At 70.8% G+C, this 17,075-nt stretch carries 16 protein-coding genes and 1 pseudogene; 5 read left to right on the top strand and 12 right to left on the bottom strand.

The genetic code is table 11. The features are described from left to right. Positions 1–12 precede the first annotated feature (12 nt). The 3 genes and pseudogenes from ACZ53N_RS02435 to ACZ53N_RS02425 all read right to left on the bottom strand — a co-directional run bounded on the left by ACZ53N_RS02435 (position 13) and on the right by ACZ53N_RS02425 (position 1,940). Entirely contained in the window at positions 13–1,002 is a 990-nt protein-coding gene (locus tag ACZ53N_RS02435) for a GNAT family N-acetyltransferase (RefSeq protein ID WP_469139109.1), read from the bottom strand. A gap of 160 nt (positions 1,003–1,162) precedes the next feature. Beyond that, positions 1,163–1,255: pseudogene (locus ACZ53N_RS02430) on the bottom strand (winged helix-turn-helix transcriptional regulator); the annotation flags it as partial. Positions 1,256–1,562: 307 nt separating this feature from the next. Beyond that, positions 1,563–1,940: a VOC family protein gene (locus ACZ53N_RS02425; protein ID WP_469139108.1), complete on the bottom strand. Its 378-nt coding sequence runs from the start codon at positions 1,938–1,940 to the stop codon at positions 1,563–1,565. A gap of 100 nt (positions 1,941–2,040) precedes the next feature. Between ACZ53N_RS02425 and ACZ53N_RS02420 the strand changes: the two genes are divergently transcribed. After that, on the top strand, positions 2,041–2,358 hold the full coding sequence (locus ACZ53N_RS02420; RefSeq protein ID WP_469139107.1) for an ArsR/SmtB family transcription factor: 318 nt from the start codon (positions 2,041–2,043) through the stop codon (positions 2,356–2,358). A 102-nt stretch (positions 2,359–2,460) separates the two neighbouring features. Here the strand turns inward: ACZ53N_RS02420 and ACZ53N_RS02415 are convergent, their stop codons facing one another. After that, a complete protein-coding gene (locus ACZ53N_RS02415; protein ID WP_469139106.1) occupies positions 2,461–2,838 on the bottom strand; it encodes a DUF6415 family natural product biosynthesis protein in 378 nt (125 codons plus the stop codon). A 271-nt stretch (positions 2,839–3,109) separates the two neighbouring features. Here ACZ53N_RS02415 and ACZ53N_RS02410 point away from each other — a divergent pair, with 271 nt between their 5' ends. After that, the gene (locus tag ACZ53N_RS02410; protein ID WP_469139105.1) at positions 3,110–4,468 is read left to right on the top strand and encodes a tetratricopeptide repeat protein; all 1,359 of its coding nucleotides are present in this window, start codon (positions 3,110–3,112) and stop codon (positions 4,466–4,468) included. Positions 4,469–4,479: 11 nt separating this feature from the next. Here ACZ53N_RS02410 and ACZ53N_RS02405 read toward each other — a convergent pair whose 3' ends face one another. The 3 genes from ACZ53N_RS02405 to ACZ53N_RS02395 all read right to left on the bottom strand — a co-directional run bounded on the left by ACZ53N_RS02405 (position 4,480) and on the right by ACZ53N_RS02395 (position 7,614). Further along, a complete protein-coding gene (locus ACZ53N_RS02405; RefSeq protein WP_469139104.1) occupies positions 4,480–5,043 on the bottom strand; it encodes a Uma2 family endonuclease in 564 nt (187 codons plus the stop codon). 160 nt (positions 5,044–5,203) lie between these two features. Beyond that, entirely contained in the window at positions 5,204–6,172 is a 969-nt protein-coding gene (locus ACZ53N_RS02400; RefSeq protein WP_469139103.1) for a hypothetical protein, read from the bottom strand. A gap of 173 nt (positions 6,173–6,345) precedes the next feature. After that, positions 6,346–7,614, bottom strand: a complete 1,269-nt coding sequence (locus ACZ53N_RS02395) for a L,D-transpeptidase (RefSeq protein WP_469139102.1) — start codon at positions 7,612–7,614, stop codon at positions 6,346–6,348. A 318-nt stretch (positions 7,615–7,932) separates the two neighbouring features. On the opposite strand from ACZ53N_RS02395, the gene ACZ53N_RS02390 reads away from it, so the two are divergent. After that, positions 7,933–8,256, top strand: coding sequence for a hypothetical protein (locus ACZ53N_RS02390; protein WP_469139101.1), 324 nt, complete (start codon positions 7,933–7,935; stop codon positions 8,254–8,256). Between the two features lie 150 nt (positions 8,257–8,406). Here the strand turns inward: ACZ53N_RS02390 and hutH are convergent, their stop codons facing one another. The 5 genes from hutH to ACZ53N_RS02365 all read right to left on the bottom strand — a co-directional run bounded on the left by hutH (position 8,407) and on the right by ACZ53N_RS02365 (position 14,859). Further along, complete coding sequence (hutH, locus tag ACZ53N_RS02385) at positions 8,407–9,945, bottom strand: histidine ammonia-lyase (protein ID WP_469139372.1); 1,539 nt, start codon at positions 9,943–9,945, stop codon at positions 8,407–8,409. A 282-nt stretch (positions 9,946–10,227) separates the two neighbouring features. Continuing rightward, the gene (locus ACZ53N_RS02380; protein WP_469139371.1) at positions 10,228–11,340 is read right to left on the bottom strand and encodes a GGDEF domain-containing protein; all 1,113 of its coding nucleotides are present in this window, start codon (positions 11,338–11,340) and stop codon (positions 10,228–10,230) included. Between the two features lie 199 nt (positions 11,341–11,539). Then, positions 11,540–12,334 carry an enoyl-CoA hydratase/isomerase family protein gene (locus ACZ53N_RS02375; RefSeq protein ID WP_469139100.1) on the bottom strand — a complete coding sequence of 265 codons (795 nt, stop codon included), beginning with the start codon at positions 12,332–12,334 and terminating at the stop codon, positions 11,540–11,542. 270 nt (positions 12,335–12,604) lie between these two features. Continuing rightward, positions 12,605–13,810 (bottom strand): adenylate/guanylate cyclase domain-containing protein, encoded by a 1,206-nt coding sequence (locus ACZ53N_RS02370; protein ID WP_469139099.1) that lies wholly within the window; start codon positions 13,808–13,810, stop codon positions 12,605–12,607. Positions 13,811–14,001: 191 nt separating this feature from the next. Continuing rightward, entirely contained in the window at positions 14,002–14,859 is an 858-nt protein-coding gene (locus tag ACZ53N_RS02365) for a biotin--[acetyl-CoA-carboxylase] ligase (RefSeq protein ID WP_469139098.1), read from the bottom strand. 148 nt (positions 14,860–15,007) lie between these two features. Here ACZ53N_RS02365 and ACZ53N_RS02360 point away from each other — a divergent pair, with 148 nt between their 5' ends. Then, a complete protein-coding gene (locus tag ACZ53N_RS02360; protein WP_469139097.1) occupies positions 15,008–16,612 on the top strand; it encodes an acyl-CoA carboxylase subunit beta in 1,605 nt (534 codons plus the stop codon). 36 nt (positions 16,613–16,648) lie between these two features. Continuing rightward, positions 16,649–16,855: an acyl-CoA carboxylase epsilon subunit gene (locus tag ACZ53N_RS02355; protein WP_469139096.1), complete on the top strand. Its 207-nt coding sequence runs from the start codon at positions 16,649–16,651 to the stop codon at positions 16,853–16,855. The last annotated feature ends 220 nt before the right edge of the window (positions 16,856–17,075 follow it).

Genomic DNA, 17,075 nt, shown 5'->3' with positions numbered 1-17,075 from the left:
TTCCCGTACCGCCTACGGGGACGGCAGTCGCACCTGGTAGATGCCGATCGACCGCTCGGGGCGGTAGCCGAGCAGCTTGTTCACGGCCCGCATCGGACCGTTGTCGTCGGCGACGGTGGTGGCGATCTCCCGCACGGGCAGACCCTCCTCGGCCAGCAGCTCCAGCATCCGCAGCTTGACCGCCCGCCCGAGCCCGAGCCCCCGGTGGGCGGGGGCCACGGCGGTGTCGTACTGCACGGCCCGTACGTCACCGGGGGCCCGCTGCACCAGCTCCGAATAGCCCGCGTGTGTCCCGTCGGGGGCTACGGCCACGACCGTGAGCATCACCCCGCCGCGCTCGACGATGCTGCTCTGCGCGGCGCGGATGCGGTCGGCGTCCCAGTGGAACGGCTTCTCGTCCACGTCGCCCATGGGACTGTCGGCCATGGCCCCGTGCGCGACCGCGAACGGTTCGGCGTGCTCGACGGGCACGACACCGGTCCAGTGCACGAAGCGATAGCCGTCGGGGAGCCGCGGTGGCTCGACGGTCTCCTCAGTGATGCGCTGCACGTACATCATGAGCGGCAGCGCGCAGGTGCAGCCGTGCGCGACCGCGAACTGTTCGCCCTCTCCCCCGATTTCGATGTCCAGGCTCACGGAGGTGCGTTTCTCCTCGATGAGCACCTCCCGCAACTCCCGCCACAATCTCGCCCCGATCCCGCGCCGCCGCTGATCCGGCCGTACGACGAGCCTGTCGATCCAGGCCGTCGTCCGGTTCTCCTCGTCGTCGAACAGCCGCAGCGCGGCGACCCCGGCGTATCCGTCGCCGTCCGGCATGGGCACGGCCAGCCGCACGTACCGGCTGTGCGCGGCCGGCACGCGCAACGTGCCCGCCGTCTCGACCCGGTCGGGCGCCGGCACTGTGGCGGGCAGGTCATGTGCGTGCGCGTCGGTGACGACGGCGTGCCACGCGTCGATCTCGGCCTCGGTCGGGCTCGCGGTCAGCCGCAGCAGGTCAGTCATCCTCCGCACGGTACGGGCTGTGGCCTGCGCTGTCGTCGGGTTTTCCGATCAACGGGAGGTTCCGGACGTCCCGGAGTCAACGGGGTCAATTCACCTGGCAGACCTCGGCCTTGCACGGGCCCGCCGACACGGCCTCGCCCTGCGCCGGCGCCCGGCGATGTCACCCGCCGTTTCGATCCTGGGCGGCCATGACCTCATCGCCGTGCTCGAAGGCCCAGGCGCCGAATGCGTCGATCGGTCCGAGCAAGGTGCGCTTGGCGTATGCGACGGGTCCGAGGGCCGAGAGCGCCTGAATCCGCATTGCTCCCGGCACTGCGCACTCACCACCAGAAGGACGGTCGCAGCACTGGCCTGACTCCATGCGCAAGCCACTCGGGGAGCGACAACGGGGGCGGGTCCGGCTGGGCAGGCGATTGGCGCTGCTCGGGGCGGTGATCTCCTTCGGGGCGTTCGCGTTGTCCATGTGGGCGAGGCAGGGCCGCCAGGCCGCGGCGCGGACACAGCCGCCGGCCGCCCCCGGCCCTCCGGCCTGGGCAACGGCTCGTAGACCTCGCGGCCGTTCACCGCACCGATTGCGCTTTGACCTTCGCCGCGTCGAATTGGACGTACTCGACCACCGCTCCACCAGGGTGGAGCACCGTCACATTCCGTCCGGTGGGCACTTCGTTGGGGCCGTCGAGCGTCCGGCCGCCCTCGCGCGCGACGACAGCGAAGACTTCCTCGAGGTCGTCGACGACGACGGTGGCCTGCACGGCGCGGAACGGAGCCAGCGCCTCCGGCGTGCCCGCGACCAGCAGGCAGGCGCCCACGGACGCCAGCTCGACGCCCTCGTACGCGAAACGGAGCCCCGGCTCGGCGCCGGTCAGAGCCTCGAAGGTCGGGAGAGCGACGTCCAGGTCATCGACGTACACGCGGGCGTAGGTAGTGAGTACTGCCATCAGGGGACCCCTTGATCATTTCGATAATCCCGAAATATAGAAATGATCGTAGGCTGGGTCGGCGACGATGCCAAGCCTGGTGGCCGACGGAGAGTGCGGGATGCGATCACTGACCCAACCGGAGAGGGCAGACCTGGATCTGGTCGCCGTGCTGCACGCCCTCAGTGATCCGGTCCGCCTGGAACTGGTGCGCCTGATGGCCTCCGACGGCGAGGTGTCGTGCAGTCCGGAGCACCTCGACGTCCCACGCTCCACGCTGTCCAACCACTGGCGCATCCTGCGGGAGGCGGGCCTGACGTGGACTCGCTCAGAGGGCAAGGCGCGCTACATGACCCTGCGCCGCGATGATCTGGAAGCGCGTTTCCCCGGCGTACTGGCTGCCATCCTGGCTTGCGCCCCCTCGCCGCTCCGTGGGTGATCCGCCCCGGGGGGGGGGGGCGGCGGGCCGACCACCGCCGCACCGTGGACGCCATCGCTGGGAAATACCGGGAGCGGCCGGCCCAGCCGGGACCGAGCCTTCCTACTCGTCCAGGCAGTCGGCCAGGAACCTGCACGTCCGCCCGAGGTCCTGCATGTGCACGACCGCCGAGCACAGCCCCGGCCCCCCGTCGTGATCGAGATCCACCCGCACCCGGTCGATCAACGCCCGCCATCGATGCCACGGCCCCGTGCCACGGACGAGACCGTCCGCGATGGCCTGCGCGGCCGGGAGCATGAGCCAGAGGTGGGTACGCAGGGCCCGGGTGATCTCGTGCACCTCCTCGGCGCGGGGGAGCGCCGTCCGTTCCTGGAGGGCACGGCGGACGGTGGCGCGGATGGTGACGAGGTCGAGGGGGGCGTTGTCGCCGGTCATCATCGTGTGGAGTGCGGGCTCTTGCTGAGGGCTCTGGGGGTTCATGGGCGGGAGTTCCTCCAACTGATCAGGGCCGTTCGGCCCACGCTTGATCCGACCGCCCTCAGCCCGGGCGGCAGGGGCCGAACGATCAGCGTCAACTTCTGATCAAGTCGGCAGCACGGAAGAGAGCAGCCTGGAAAGTGCAGGCCACAAACCTGTTCAAGCGACTCACCGGCCTTCGGTGACATCGAGTTAACCGGCGGGCTGTAGAGACCGGTACGTCCGTGCCAGGGTGGGGAGTTGAAATCCTTGAATTTCAGGGGAGGCCCGTCCCATGCATGCCGATCGCACCCCGAACCCCGGCCTTGCCTCGCTGATCACCGAGGCTCGCTGGACGAACGGCGAGCTCGCTCGCCAGGTCAATCGCGTGGGCACAGAGATGGGCCTTGCCCTGCGTTACGACGACTCCTCGGTGTGCCACTGGCTTACAGGGACGAAGCCCCGACGTCGCGCCCACCCGGCGATCCTCGAAGCCTTCGCCCGCCGGTTGAACCGACCCGTCACGCCGGCCGAGGCGGGCTTGGGCGAAGGCGGTGAGTCGCGTCCCGCCCCGGAAGACGGCGTGACCGGTCTCATCGAGCTGGGCGGCGCCGACATGGACCCCTCGCGACGAGCCGTGCTCGGGGCCGCAGGGCTGTTCTCAGTCGCTCTGACCATCCCGCAGTATCAGGATGTCGTCGGCCGCTTCGAGACGATGAGGCGCAATCCTCGTACCCGTATCGGATACGGCGAAGTGGAAGCCGTGGCGGCGATGACGGAACGCATCAGCGAGATCGACGACATGTTCGGCGGCCGCCGCGCCCGTCCCATGGCCGCCGCGTTCCTGGTCAACACGATCGCGCCCTATCTCCAGGCCGAGGCGTCGGAAGACGTGCGCAAGGCCATGCTCTCGGCAGCGGCCGACCACCTCTATCTCACCGGCTACATGGCGATGGACGAGCGGGCGGACGGCCTTGCCCAGCGGTACTACGTCAAAGCACTGGAGTTGGCCGGAGCCGCACAGGACCACCTCACCTACTGCACGACCCTGCGCGGGATGAGCGTCCAGGCCGTCGATCTCGGCCATGGCCCTCTCTCGCTCCGTCTCGCCGACTCCGCGTCCGCCGCGTCCCCTGAGGCGGGGCCCCGCATGACGGCCTTCCTCTCCGGACAGCAGGCGCACGCCGCCGCCCAGACCGGTCACCGCGCCACCGCGCTGGCGAAGATCCGGGAAGCCGAGATCGCGATGGAGAAGGCCGAGTCCAAGGCGAAGGCGTTCGGCTCGTACGACCCGTCATCGCTGGCCTACCACGTGGCTCAAGTCCGCTATGCGCTCGGCGACAAGGAGGCGGCGATCGAAGCGCTGGAGGAGTCGGACCGCACCCGCTACTCGATCTACCGGCGCGGGCGCGTACGACACCTCGGCTTGCTGGCCGAGAGGAAGCTGGAGCTCGGCCGCCTGGACGAGGCATGCACGGACTGGCATCGGGTTCTCAACGACTTTCCGCACGTGCAGTCAGGGCGGTGTGACGACCGGTTCCGCGCGATGATGGCCGCCCTCCGCCCCTATGTGAAGAACGCCCGCGCCAGGGAGGTGTACGACCGGGCCAGGGCCATAGCGGCCTCTCCCCGGCCTTCGGCCCGTGAGGCGTGACAAGGGCGCGGTCAGCGCCGTACGAGCCGGTCCGGGTCGAAGTCCAGCGGGAAGGGTTGCTCGACGCGGGTGGTCTCGCCCGCTTGGACGAGGCGGTCGGTGTACGTGCCGCGCTCCAAGCGGCCAAGGTAGAGCCGAGGCGTGGGAGCGAGTTCGAGGCGCCAGTAGTGGGGGATGCCCGCAGCGGCGTACAGGGCGGGCTTCAGCTTGCGGTCGGCGACCCGGGTCGACGGGGAGGCGATCTCGATAACGACGAGGACGTCATGCGAATCGACTGTCAGGCCGGCCGACGCCGCAGCCTCGGCATCCACCACGGCGATGTCCGGGATGAGCAGCCCATCAGGCACGACGACGTTGACCGCTTCCAGGACCTCCACCGGGGCGGCAGCGGCTTCCGCAGCAGCGTCGAGGAGGGCGGCCAAGCGGTGGCTCGCGCGCTGGTGCGGCACACCGGGGCTGGGGCTCATCACCAGCGCGCCTCCGACCAGCTCGATGCGGTGGTGCGGATCTTCGGGCAGGGCCAGGACATCGCTAAGGGTCCACGGCCCGCTGTGGTCAGCGGCGGCAACGCTCACGCTTCCTTTCACCTCCTCTGGGCGGCTGGTCACCAGTGTGGCCCGGCAGTGGGGCCAGTGTCTGCCGACCAGCGGTCCAGGTCTGTATCCATCGGCTTTGCAGGAGCCGGACGAACGGCCCCGTTGGCTTCTCGACCCCGTCATCCCACCCGACAAGCCCTCACCCCGCCACCCCACCCCGCAGGACCGCCCTTACCGTGGCCGCGCCCCGGCGCGTCGCCTGGATCGCCCCCGAGACGTCCTGCGCCGCCTCCGCGCGGTCCTGGCGGCATGCCGGGCACAGGCGCTCCCCCGCCACCGGTGTGAACAGGCGCGGTTGCGTGTGGTCCCCCTGGCACTCCCGCATGTCCGCCGCCCTCGGTGCCGCGCAGGCCAAAGGCTTCTGCTCCGCGAACGACGGCGCCTCCGGCATCTTGCGCAGCAAGCGGTCACGCAGCAGTCCCGCCGCCGAGTGCACCGGCTTCGGCAGGCCCGACGTCAGGTCGTCGCGGAGGTCCCGCAGCGTCGCGCCGCGCAGGAGCCACTCCCCCGCCAGCGGGGCGAGCGCCCGGACGTCGCTGCCTGTCAGCCGCAGGCGGCGATCCGTGTGGGAGAGGGCCGCGAGGGCCTGGGCGCCGCGTTCCACCAGCGGAGCCGGGACCTGGCCCGGCGTCACTTCAACCGCTCGCGCAGCGACTTCGGAAGCGAGCCGGGTGGGAGGGTGGTCAGTCTTCGCCCCCGTGTTGTCCTGGGAACGACCGACGGACCGACCCTTCGGCTCACCGGCGACCGGGAAGGCGTCCGTCGGTGGAGCGACGACGGGAAGGCCGTCCCTCACGGCCGCCGCCTCCTCCGCCGTCAGGCATACGTTCGACACCATCTGCGTCGTCGACCACTGGCCGCCTTCGTCCTGCGACTTCCACTCGAACACATAGCCTTCGGCGACCAGTTGACGCTTCGCCAGGGTGAAGGACCTCTTCCCGATCCTCGCCCGTTCCGCCGTCTCCCACAACGGCTGATCCATGCCCTGCGGCAGCGACAACTGCCACATCAGCAGCCGAACGGCATTCGCCGACAGCCGTGGGTGGCGGATGATTTCGTTCGGCACCTGGGAGAAGAAGCGCACAGGGGCGATAACATGCCTGAGCATCCTTAAGGACCTTGTCTCCTTGCGGGTGTAGGCCCCCCTCGCCGGTTGCAGCCGGCGCCGGGGGCCGCTTCGTTACCGTACGAAGCCGCCCGATTACCCGCACCGTAGCGCACGAAAAGGCCCTCCCGGCGATGTTCCGCCGGAAGGGCCCCTTCTGTGCTACAGGCTCAGGATCACGCGCCCGTCGCGCTGCCCGCGACCCACGCGTTCCAGTCCATGTTCCAGCCGTTGAGGCCGTTGTCCGGAGCGATCGTCTTGTCGTTCGAGTTCTTGACCTCGACGATGTCACCCAACTGCGAGTTCTCGAAGAACCACGCGCCCGACGTCGACGGGTCGTCGGCGCCCTGCTTGTCCGCGAGACCGACGCAGCCGTGGCTGGTGTTCGCCGAGCCGAAGATGCCGCTGCCCCAGTAGTTGCCGTGGATGAACGTGCCCGACGTGGACAGGCGCATCGCGTGCGGCACGTCCTTGATGTCGTACTCGCCCTTGCCGTCGCCCTTGGTGAAGCCGACGGTCGAGCCGTCCATCCGGGTCTCCTTGAACTTCTCGGAGATCACCATCTTGCCGTTGTACGTCGGGTTCTCGGGGCTGCCCGCGGAGATCGGGATGGTCTTGATGACCTTGCCGTCGCGGACCACCGTCATCTGGTGGGTCTTGACGTCGACCGTGGAGACCTGGGCGTGACCGATCTTGAACTTGACCGTCTTCTTCTGCACGCCCTTGATGCCCGGCGCGCCCTCCACCCCGTCGAGGTCCAGCTTCAGGGTGACGTCGGAGTTGGCCTTCCAGTACTCCTGCGGGCGGAAGTCGATCCGCTGGTCACCGAACCAGTGACCGACGACCTTCTGGCCGCTGCTGGAGTTGACCGAGATGGCCGACTGGACGGCCTTGCGGTCCTTGATCGGCTTGTCGAAGTTGATCGACACGGGCATGCCGGCGCCGACGGTCGAGCCGTCCTCCGGCGTGAAGGAGCCGATGAAGCTGTTCGTCGGCGAGACGGTGGAGAAGGAGGAGTGCTCCGTCGCCTTGCGGCCCTCGGAGTCCTTGGCCTCCGCGACGACCTTGTACTTGGTCGACCGCTCGAGCTGCTTCGCGGGCTTCCAGGACTTCTTGTCCGGCGATATTGAACCTTCGACCGGGGTGCCCTTTTCGGTCGTCATCTTGACGCTCGTGAGCTCGCCGTCACTGACGGTGACCTGGGTCGCATCGCCGGTGATGCCGGCGTTGGTGGTCCCGCCCTTCGGCGTGATCTTGATCTGCGCCTTGGACGCGTCCTTGGCGGCAGCGGCGTCGACCTGGTTCTGCGACTTGCCGGAGCCGCCGCTCTTGGCGTCGTCGTCGCCTCCGCCGCACGCGGCGAGAGTCAGTACACCGCCGAGCACGGCGGCCGCGGCCACCAGGCTCTTGCGGCGCTTGCCGTACGTCATCACACGCTTCTCCATTGCTCCTGGACCCCGAAATCCCGAGCCGAATCGTGGGGCAACACGTATCCCGGCTACTGCTTAAGGAACGCCTGCACCGTTTCGTCCGTTCCACACCTCGGGAAAGTGTGGGCAAGACCACGCGGAACCACGCCAGTAAAAACCCTCCGGCGCCCAACGGGGAAACCGGTGAGGCCGATCCGGACGGTGTCCACGCGGACAGGTCGGTGGGGGCCACGACTTCCCCCGGATCCATCTGTATCACTAACATCGGGTCAGTCGGGATTCACACAAGATCCACGACCCCCAACTCTTCGTCACTTCAAGGGGGATCATCCCGTGACCGCACGCCGACCGCTGCTGACCGCCGTCGCCGCCGGTTCGCTGCTGTGTGCGGTGTGGTTCGTACCGACCGCCAACGCGACGGCAGAACGTGCCGACCACGCTTCCGCGGCCTCACAGGACCGCGCCGCTTCGGCGCCCCGGCAGCAGTCCACCGGATCACCCGCGTCCGGCTCCGTCGCCGGTAGCGAGCAGCTCGCCCTCGCACATACGGGCGGCTTCGACACCACCCCGTACGTCGTCGGCGGCATCGCCTTCGTCGGCGCGGGTGGCGCCCTGGTCACCGCCGCCATGCGCAGGTCGCGCCAGGCGGATCGGTAGCTTCGTTCGACCTCTCCATTCGACCGCGGAACGTCTCCGGGCGAAAGGGCCGAAAGGCCCTGCCGGGCGGGGGCCGGGGGCCCCACCACCCCGACAGGGCCGGGTCAATCAAAGGTAAAGCCGCAGGTCGGAGCCTGGTATAGGGCCGTGCTACGCCAGCGGGCCCGTCACCGTCTCCGCCGCCTCCACGAGCTTCCCCGCGCGGACGAACGCGTCGGCCGCCGCCAGGTCGGGCGCGAGGAAACGGTCCTCTCCCGGGCCCTCGACCCCCGCCGCGCGGACGGCGCGCAGCACCGCACGCGTGGCGGGCGCGGGCTCCAGGCCCTCGCGCAGCTCGATCGCGCGGGTCGCGGCGACCAGCTCGACGGCGACGATCTTGGACAGGGCGTCAACGGCGGTACGCAGCTTGCGCGCCGCCGACCAGCCCATGGAGACGTGGTCCTCCTGCATCGCGGAGGAGGGGATCGAGTCCACGGAGGCAGGGACGGCCAGCCGCTTCATCTCGCTGACCAGGGCGGCCTGCGTGTACTGGGCGATCATCAGGCCCGAGTCGACGCCCGGGTCGCCCGCCAGGAACGGCGGCAGGCCGTGCGAGCGGTTCTTGTCCAGCAGCCGGTCCGTGCGGCGCTCGGCGATGGAGCCGAGGTCGGCGGCGGCGATGGCGAGGAAGTCCAGGACGTACGCGACGGGGGCGCCGTGGAAGTTGCCGTTGGACTCCACGCGGCCGTCGGGCAGCACGACGGGGTTGTCGACGGCGGCGGCCAGCTCGCGGTCGGCCACCAGCCGGGCGTGCGCCAGGGTGTCCCGGCCCGCGCCCGCGACCTGCGGGGCGCAACGGATCGAATACGCGTCCTGGACGCGCGGCGCGTCGTCCTGGTGGTGCCCGGTCAGCCCCGAACCGGCCAGCACGCGGAGCATGTTGTCCGCGCTGGAGCCCTGGCCGGGGTGCGGACGAATGGCGTGCAGCTCGGGGGCGAGGACCTTCTCGGAACCGAGCAGCGCCTCCAGCGAGAGCGCGGCGGTGATGTCGGCGGAGGTGACCAGGCGGGCGAGGTCCGCGCAGGCCATGACCAGCATGCCGAGCATGCCGTCGGTGCCGTTGAGGAGCGCGAGGCCCTCCTTCTCCCGCAGCTCGACCGGCTCGATGCCGTGCGCGGCGAGCAGCTCGGCGGCCGGGCGCAGCACGCCGTCGGGGCCCTCGGCGTCACCCTCACCCATGAGGGTGAGCGCGCAGTGGGAGAGCGGCGCGAGGTCACCGGAACAGCCGAGGGAGCCGTATTCGTGGACGACGGGGGTGATGCCGGCGTTGAGGATCGCGGCCATGGTCCGGGCGACGAGGGGGCGGACGCCCGTATGGCCGGAGGCCAGGGTCTTCAGCCGCAGGAACATCAGTGCCCGGACGACCTCGCGCTCCACGCGCGGGCCCATGCCGGCGGCGTGCGAACGCACGATGTTGCGCTGGAGCTGGGCGCGCAGGTCAGGGCTGATGTGACGGACGGCGAGGGCACCGAAGCCGGTGGAGACGCCGTAGACGGGATCGGGCTTGGCGGCCAGATCGTCAATGATCTGCCGCGCCGCGGCGACGGCCGCGATCGCCTCGTCCGCTACGACGACCCGGGCGCCGTCGCGCGCCACGGCGATCACGTCCTCCGCGGTCGTCCCGGCCGTCCCCACCACCACAGTGTGCATATCCATATTCAGGCACCCTAGAGACTGAATCGCTTACTGTCACTAGGTCTCGGCCAATGGCCTTCCGGCCTGTGCGTTCGTCTGTAACAACGCGGAAGGGGGCCGGGATCATTTCGGCCGCGGGCCCGCTGTGCCGCCTGCGGCGGCGAGCGCCCTGCGGGCGCGTCCTCAATCTCCCCAGCTACCGCTGGGAGGTGCCCCCGGACGGGCTGCATTTCAGCCCGTCCGGCGATTGAGGACACCCCAGCGCGCCCCCGCGAAGGGCACCGCACTCCCACAGGGTCACGGCCTGCGGCCGCGGAAACGGCGGCGTTCGGCCTGCGGGGCCGCGGGCGGGCGGTCGGCGAGACGGACGACCGGGTCCTCGGGGCCGCCCTCACGGCCCGCGACGACCGGCTTCAGCTCGCGTGCCGCCTTCGCGCGGTACTGGGCCGCGTCCGCGAGGCGGAAGAGACGGCGGGCGGAGCGCACGTCCCCGATCGGGTCACCCGTCGAGGCGATCCCGCAGGCCACCCCCTCACCGAACTCCAACTCCGCCGCCCGACGGCACAGTTCCTCGGCCACCCGCACGACATCGTCCGCCGGGTGGCCCACCGTCAGCAGGCAGAACTCGTCACCGCCGAGCCGAGCCGCCAGCGCCCCCGGCAGCTTCGCCCCGCACAGCGACAGCACCGAGCCGAACCGTTCCAGCAGCCGGTCGCCCACCGCATGGCCCAGCGTGTCGTTGACGCGTTTCAGCCCGTTCAGATCACACACCACCAGGCTGACGACCACACCGTCCGCCAGGTGCCGCTCCACGGCCTCGTCGAGCCGCGCATCGACCGCACGGCGGTTGGCCAGACCGGTCAGGGGATCGGTGAAGGCGAGCTTGCGGACCTCCTCCAGCCGCTCGGTCTGCGCTATCCCCGCCGCCGCCACGGCGGCCAGGACGGTCGCGAAGTCGGCGTCCGCACGGTCGAACGCGGGCGCGCCCGGCGGGCGCGCCACATACAGCTCGCCCCATGCCCGCCCGTGCAGCACGATCGGGGCGACGACACAGCTGCCGCGCCCCCGCCGCCGCAGGCCGTGCGCCCGTCCGGGGCCGTACGCGTCGAAGCCGCCGACGGTCTCCTCCCCCGAGGCCTCGGCGGTCTCCACCCAGGCGTGCGGCTCCCCGCCGCCCACCCACTCGTCGTGCAGGAACTCCGCGATCTCCGGGAAGTCGTGCACGGGATAGGACTCGTCGACCGGGAACCGTTCCTCGCCCTCGGCCCGCTCACCGGCGTTCACCAGCACCCGCAGCCGCCCGCGGGCCCGCTCCCACGCCGAGACGGCCGCGAACGTGCCCTCCAGGGCACGTCGCGCGCCCTCGGCCGCGGCGTCGACGGTTTCCAGCGGGGTGCGCGCCGCCGCCATCGCCTGCGCCAGTTCCACCACGGCGCGCAGCCGGCCGTCGCACTCCCCGTCACCTGCCACCCGAGCCTCACAATCCGTCGCCGCGTGCAGCCTTCGCACTCCAGCGTAAGAATTGTGGACCCGTTCTGCCCATTCCGCTTAGCTGCGCAGCCATCGGATTTCTCCGGCATTGACGCTGATGAGCGGGGCTACGGGCTTACTACTGGCCCGGCCAGCTCGGCGTCCGCTTCTCATTGAACGCGGCCACGCCCTCCGCGCGGTCACCGGAGAAGGCCACGGACCGCCACGCGGCGTCCTCGACCTCCAGCCCCGCCCGCAGGTCCAGCCCGTGCCCGAGCCGCAGCGCCCGCTTCGCGGCCCGCAGCCCCACGGGCGAGTTGGCGGCCATCCGGTGCGCGAGCGCCAGCGCCTCCGTGCGGTCCTCGCCCTCGGGGACGAGCTGGTCCACCAGGCCCAAGTCCCGCGCCTCCTCGGCCGGCACGCGCCGCGCGGAGAAGATCAACTCGGCGGCGCGGGCGGCACCCACCCGGCGCGGCAGCAACTGCGTCCCGCCGCCGCCGGGGATCACGCCCACGGACACCTCGGGCAGGCCCACCACGGCCGTGCGGTCCGCGACGATCACATCGCAGGACAGCGCCAGCTCGAAACCGCCTCCGAGGGCGAAGCCGTGCACGGCCGCGATGGCCGGAACAGGCAGCTCCAGGACGCCGGTGTAGGCAGCCCGGGCGTGCGGACGCTGGCGCCCCAGGTCGGCGTCGGTGAAGGAATTGCGCTCCTTGAGGTCCGCGCCGACGCAGAAGGCCCGTTCGTGGGTGGAGGTGAGGACGACGACCCGGACGCCCGGGTCGGCGGCGAGGGCGGCGGTGGCCTCCGCGATCCGGCGGCCCATCTCCGTGGAGACGGCGTTCATGGCCTTGGGCCGGTCCAGGGCGAGCTCGGCGACGTGGCCGTGCCTTTTGACGGCTACCCATTCACCGAAGCGTTGTTCACTCATGTGATGACCTCCGCGGGGGTTAACGACCGTGAACCTGTCGCGTTGGATCATCGCATCGGTGGGGGGTGTCCTCAATCGCCGGACGGGCTTGTTTTTCGGCCCTCCGTGGTCATCGGACCGGTCAAAGATGCCTTCAAGCGCCGGACGGGCCGGGTTGTACGGCCCTCCGTGCTGGATTTCGCGGCCCGCCCTCGTCATCGAACCGTCAAAGACGCCCTCAAGCGCCGGGCAGGCCTGATGTGCGGGCGGGCTTGATCGGGCAGGCCGGACTCAGTTGCCCCTGCGCGTCAGCAGCCAGGGTTCGACCACGCCCAGGCCTCGTACCGGGCGCTGCCACATCGGCTGGAGGGCGAAGCGGTACTTCTCGATCTCCTCCGGGGACGCCGACGCCGCGGCCTCCGCCTCCGACTTCGGGGCGTCGCCGTTGCGCGCGAGCTCCTCCGCGAAGGCGCCGTCCACCAGCACCGCGTCCTTCGGAGCTATTGATGTCAGCCGGGAAGCCAGGTTCACCGTCGTGCCGAAGACGTCGCCCATCCGGGTCGTGACCGTCCCCAAGGCGATGCCGACCCGCAGCTCGGGCATCGTGTCGTCGTGAGTCAGGGTCTCGATCAGGCGCAGCCCGATCTCGGCGGCGGTGCCGGCGTCGTCCGCCGCGTAGAGCACCTCGTCGCCGAGGGTCTTGATCAGTCGGCCGCCGTGCGCCGCGACCAGGTCGGCGGCGGTCGTCTCGAAGGCCTCGACCAGCTCGCCCAGCTCCTCCTCCTCCAGACGGCGCGTCAGGCGGGTGAAGCCCACCAGGTCCGCGAAGCCGACCGCGAGCCGCCGGTCGACCATCTCCGCGTCGTCCTGGGCCTGGACGACGCGGCCGGTGGCGGCGGCCAGCTGACGCCGCCAGACGTAGATGAGGAACTCCTCCAGCTCCGGCAGCAACAGCTCGACCAGCGGATACGTGATCTCCGTGCGGCTCATGCCCGGTTCCTGCGGCTCCGTCAACCCCTCCAGGAAGGAGTCGATCTGCCAGTCGGCGAGCCGTGCCGTGGTCTGCCCGGTGGAGCGGGCGACCTGGACGGCCATGGGCTCGCTCAGCAGGCCCGCCTCGACCAGGCCCGCCAGTCGGCGCAGCGCGAGCACGTCCGCCTCGGTCAGGGCCTTGGCCTGGCCGATGTCGGCGAAGCCCATGGCGCGCCAGAAGCGGGAGGCCAGATCCATGGACACGCCGGCCGCCCGCGCGGCCTGGAAGGGGGTGTAGCGGCGCTCGGCACCGAGGATCAGCGCTTCCAGCCGGAGCGCGATGGGGTCCCCGCCCTCGTCGGCCGAGTCCCCCTCCACTCCCCTGCCCAAGGCATCCCGGTGCGAGGTGTCCCGGGCCGCCCGCGAAGATTCGCCCGCGGTCTCCCCGGCAGCCCCGCGCGCACCACTGTTGTCCTCCCCCGTAGCCCTGACGGCACGGGAGGTGCCCCCATCGTCGGCGGTCACCGCCCGCCCCCTGTCCGATCCGTGCGCACTGCCCTGCCGATCGCTGCTCGCCTAGGTTCTGGGCACAACGATACGGCAGGTGTGCCGTAGCTCACTCTCTTGACGGTATCGGCTCACTCTTCCCGCCCACTGTTCCGGCCCCTCTTCGTCTCGCCCCGGTGAAGCACTCGGGCCCACTCGCGGCGCGTGGTTCACTCCTCCGGCCGCGCCGGGCGCAGATGGACGATGTCGCCCGCGCCGACCGGTTCCTGCACACCGTCCCTCGTCGCGAGCACCAGCCGGCCGTCGCCGTCCACGGCCACCGCCTCCCCGAGCAGCTCGCGTCCGCCGGGCAGTTCGGCCCGTACGGTCCGGCCGAGCGTCGCGCAGCCGGCCGCGTACGCCTCCTGCAGCCGGCACGCCCCCGGGTCGCCCCCGGCGCGCCGCCACTCGCCGTACCACTCCTCGACCGACCGCAGCACGGCCCGCAGCAGCGGGTCGCGGTCCAGCACCTTCGCCCCGGCGAGCGCCAGGGAACCCGCCGTGGGCACCGGCAGTTCGTCGGCGCGCAGCGAGACGTTGAGACCGATGCCGATGACGACGCTGTCGCCGGTCCGCTCCGCGAGGATGCCGCCCGCCTTGCGCTCGGCGCCCTCGACCTGGACCAGCAGGTCGTTGGGCCACTTCAGGGCCGCGTCGACGCCCGCCGCGCGGGCCAGCGCCGTCGCCGTCGCGACGCCGGTGAGCAGCGGCAGCCAGCCCCACCGCTCGGCCGGTACGTCCGGGCCGGGGGTGAGCAGGAAGGAGAAGAACAGCCCGGAGCGCGGCGGCGCCGACCAGGTGCGGTCGAGGCGACCGCGCCCGGCGGTCTGCTCCTCGGCGACGAGCACCGCGCCCTCGGTGCCGCCGGAGGCGACGAGGTCCGAGTTGGTGGACCCGGTGGTCGCGACCACGTCCACGGACGTCCACAGTCCGTCGGGGCGCAGCAGGCCGCGCCGCAGGGACGTGGTGTTGAGCGGGGGGCGGTCGAGGTCGGACCAGGGGTTGCCGGAAGCGTCGGAGGGCGTCATAACAGCCACCATAGGAGGGAAACCACAGCGAACCGGTGTGGCCAACGACGCACTTCCGCAGCGCACCCGCGCCGATACGCTACGAACCGGTAGCCAGTCGGTAGCCAGTGACCCCCGCCCCCTCAGGACGAGCAGGAGCCGCATCCCGATGTCCGAGCCAGACACCAGTGGAATCGACGGTATCGACATCCACACCACCGCCGGGAAGCTCGCGGATCTTCAGCGCCGGATCGATGAGGCGACTCACGCCGGCTCCGCGCGGGCAGTGGAAAAGCAGCACGCCAAGGGCAAGTTGACGGCACGCGAGCGCATCGAGCTGCTGCTGGACGAGGGCTCGTTCGTCGAGCTGGACGAGTTCGCCCGGCACCGGTCGACCAACTTCGGCATCGAGAAGAACCGGCCGTACGGCGACGGCGTCGTCACCGGCTACGGCACGGTCGACGGCCGCACGGTCTGTGTGTACTCGCAGGACTTCACCATTTTCGGCGGTTCGCTCGGCGAGGTCTACGGCGAGAAGATCGTCAAGGTGATGGACTTCGCCCTGAAGACCGGCTGTCCGATCGTCGGCATCAACGACGGTGGCGGCGCCCGGATCCAGGAGGGCGTGGTGGCCCTCGGACTGTTTGCCGAGATTTTCCGTCGAAACGTCCACGGTTCGGGTGTCATCCCGCAGATTTCCCTGATCGTCGGCCCCTGCGCGGGCGGCGCGGTGTACTCCCCCGCGATCACCGACTTCACCGTGATGGTCGACCAGACCTCGCACATGTTCATCACCGGCCCCGACGTCATCAAGACGGTCACCGGCGAGGACGTCGGCTTCGAGGAGCTGGGCGGCGCCCGTACCCACAACACCACCTCGGGCGTGGCGCACCACATGGCGGGTGACGAGAAGGACGCCATCGACTACGTCAAGGCGCTGCTGTCCTACCTCCCCTCCAACAACCTCTCCGAGCCCCCGGCCTACCCCGAGGAGGCCGACCTGGAGACCTCGGAGACCGACCGCGAGCTGGACGCGCTCATCCCGGACTCGGCGAACCAGCCGTACGACATGCACACGGCGATCGAGCACGTGCTGGACGACGGCGAGTTCCTGGAGACGCAGGCGCTCTTCGCGCCGAACATCATCACCGGCTTCGGCCGGGTCGAGGGCCACCCCGTCGGCATCGTCGCCAACCAGCCGATGCAGTTCGCCGGCTGCCTCGACATCAACGCGAGCGAGAAGGCCGCGCGCTTCGTGCGCACCTGCGACGCCTTCAACGTCCCGGTGCTGACCTTCGTGGACGTCCCCGGCTTCCTGCCGGGCACCGACCAGGAGTACAACGGCATCATCCGGCGCGGCGCCAAGCTGATCTACGCCTACGCCGAGGCCACGGTTCCGCTGATCACCGTCATCACCCGCAAGGCGTTCGGCGGCGCGTACGACGTCATGGGCTCCAAGCACCTGGGCGCGGACCTGAACCTCGCCTGGCCCACCGCGCAGATCGCCGTCATGGGCGCCCAGGGCGCGGTCAACATCCTGCACCGCCGCACGATCGCCGCGGCGCCGGAGGTGGAGCGGGAGGCGCTGCGCGCCAAGCTGATCGCGGACTACGAGGACGCGCTGCTCAACCCGTACGCGGCCGCCGAGCGCGGTTACGTCGACGCGGTGATCATGCCGTCCGAGACCCGCCGCCACATCGTGCGCGGTCTGCGGACGCTGCGTGACAAGCGCGAGACGCTGCCGCCGAAGAAGCACGGCAACATCCCGCTGTAAGCAGTCGCAACCACCGGCCGAGGAAGGGAACCGCTCGTGATCAAGGTCGTACGGGGTAACCCCACCCCGGAGGAGCTGGCCGCCGCACTGGCGGTGGTCCAGGCCCGCGCGGCGGCCCGCGCCGCCGCCGCGCCGGAGGGCGAGGCCCGGCCGGAGTGGGCCGCCCCGGCCCGCCTGGTCGGGGCACGGCGCACCCCCCGCCCGGGCGCTCGCGCTTGGCGGACGACGTACTGGCCGTCCTAGGCCGTGTCCGGCGCGTCGGGTGAACGGGCGCTGCGGCCCCGTGCCGCCCCGCACCACCGCTACGCGGCGGTGTCCTCAAGCGCCGGACGGGCTGCTGTGCTGTGTCCTCAAGCGCCGGACGGGCTGGTTTGGCTGAGCGAGCCCAGCCGAATCAAGCCCGTCCGGCGCTTGAGGACGCGCCCGCAGGGCGCCCGTCGCCGCAGGCGGCACAAACAAGATC

It is taken from the genome of Streptomyces sp. NPDC033229 (genome assembly GCF_055576875.1).
Note: the sequence above shows the minus strand (reverse complement) of the source record. Positions and strands in the feature narration are given on the sequence as shown.

Bases quoted from the DNA above. Each gene is read 5' to 3' on its own strand.
- ACZ53N_RS02415 (WP_469139106.1), bottom strand. From the start codon at position 2,838: ATGAACCCCCAGAGCCCTCAGCAAGAGCCCGCACTCCACACGATGATG.
- ACZ53N_RS02360 (WP_469139097.1), top strand. From the start codon at position 15,008: ATGTCCGAGCCAGACACCAGTGGAATCGACGGTATCGACATCCACACC.
- ACZ53N_RS02410 (WP_469139105.1), top strand. From the start codon at position 3,110: ATGCATGCCGATCGCACCCCGAACCCCGGCCTTGCCTCGCTGATCACC.
- ACZ53N_RS02395 (WP_469139102.1), bottom strand. From the start codon at position 7,614: ATGGAGAAGCGTGTGATGACGTACGGCAAGCGCCGCAAGAGCCTGGTG.
- ACZ53N_RS02420 (WP_469139107.1), top strand. From the start codon at position 2,041: ATGCGATCACTGACCCAACCGGAGAGGGCAGACCTGGATCTGGTCGCC.
- ACZ53N_RS02365 (WP_469139098.1), bottom strand. From the start codon at position 14,859: ATGACGCCCTCCGACGCTTCCGGCAACCCCTGGTCCGACCTCGACCGC.
- hutH (WP_469139372.1), bottom strand. From the start codon at position 9,945: ATGCACACTGTGGTGGTGGGGACGGCCGGGACGACCGCGGAGGACGTG.
- ACZ53N_RS02425 (WP_469139108.1), bottom strand. From the start codon at position 1,940: ATGGCAGTACTCACTACCTACGCCCGCGTGTACGTCGATGACCTGGAC.
- ACZ53N_RS02380 (WP_469139371.1), bottom strand. From the start codon at position 11,340: ATGGCGGCGGCGCGCACCCCGCTGGAAACCGTCGACGCCGCGGCCGAG.
- ACZ53N_RS02375 (WP_469139100.1), bottom strand. From the start codon at position 12,334: ATGAGTGAACAACGCTTCGGTGAATGGGTAGCCGTCAAAAGGCACGGC.
- ACZ53N_RS02435 (WP_469139109.1), bottom strand. From the start codon at position 1,002: ATGACTGACCTGCTGCGGCTGACCGCGAGCCCGACCGAGGCCGAGATC.
- ACZ53N_RS02400 (WP_469139103.1), bottom strand. From the start codon at position 6,172: ATGCTCAGGCATGTTATCGCCCCTGTGCGCTTCTTCTCCCAGGTGCCG.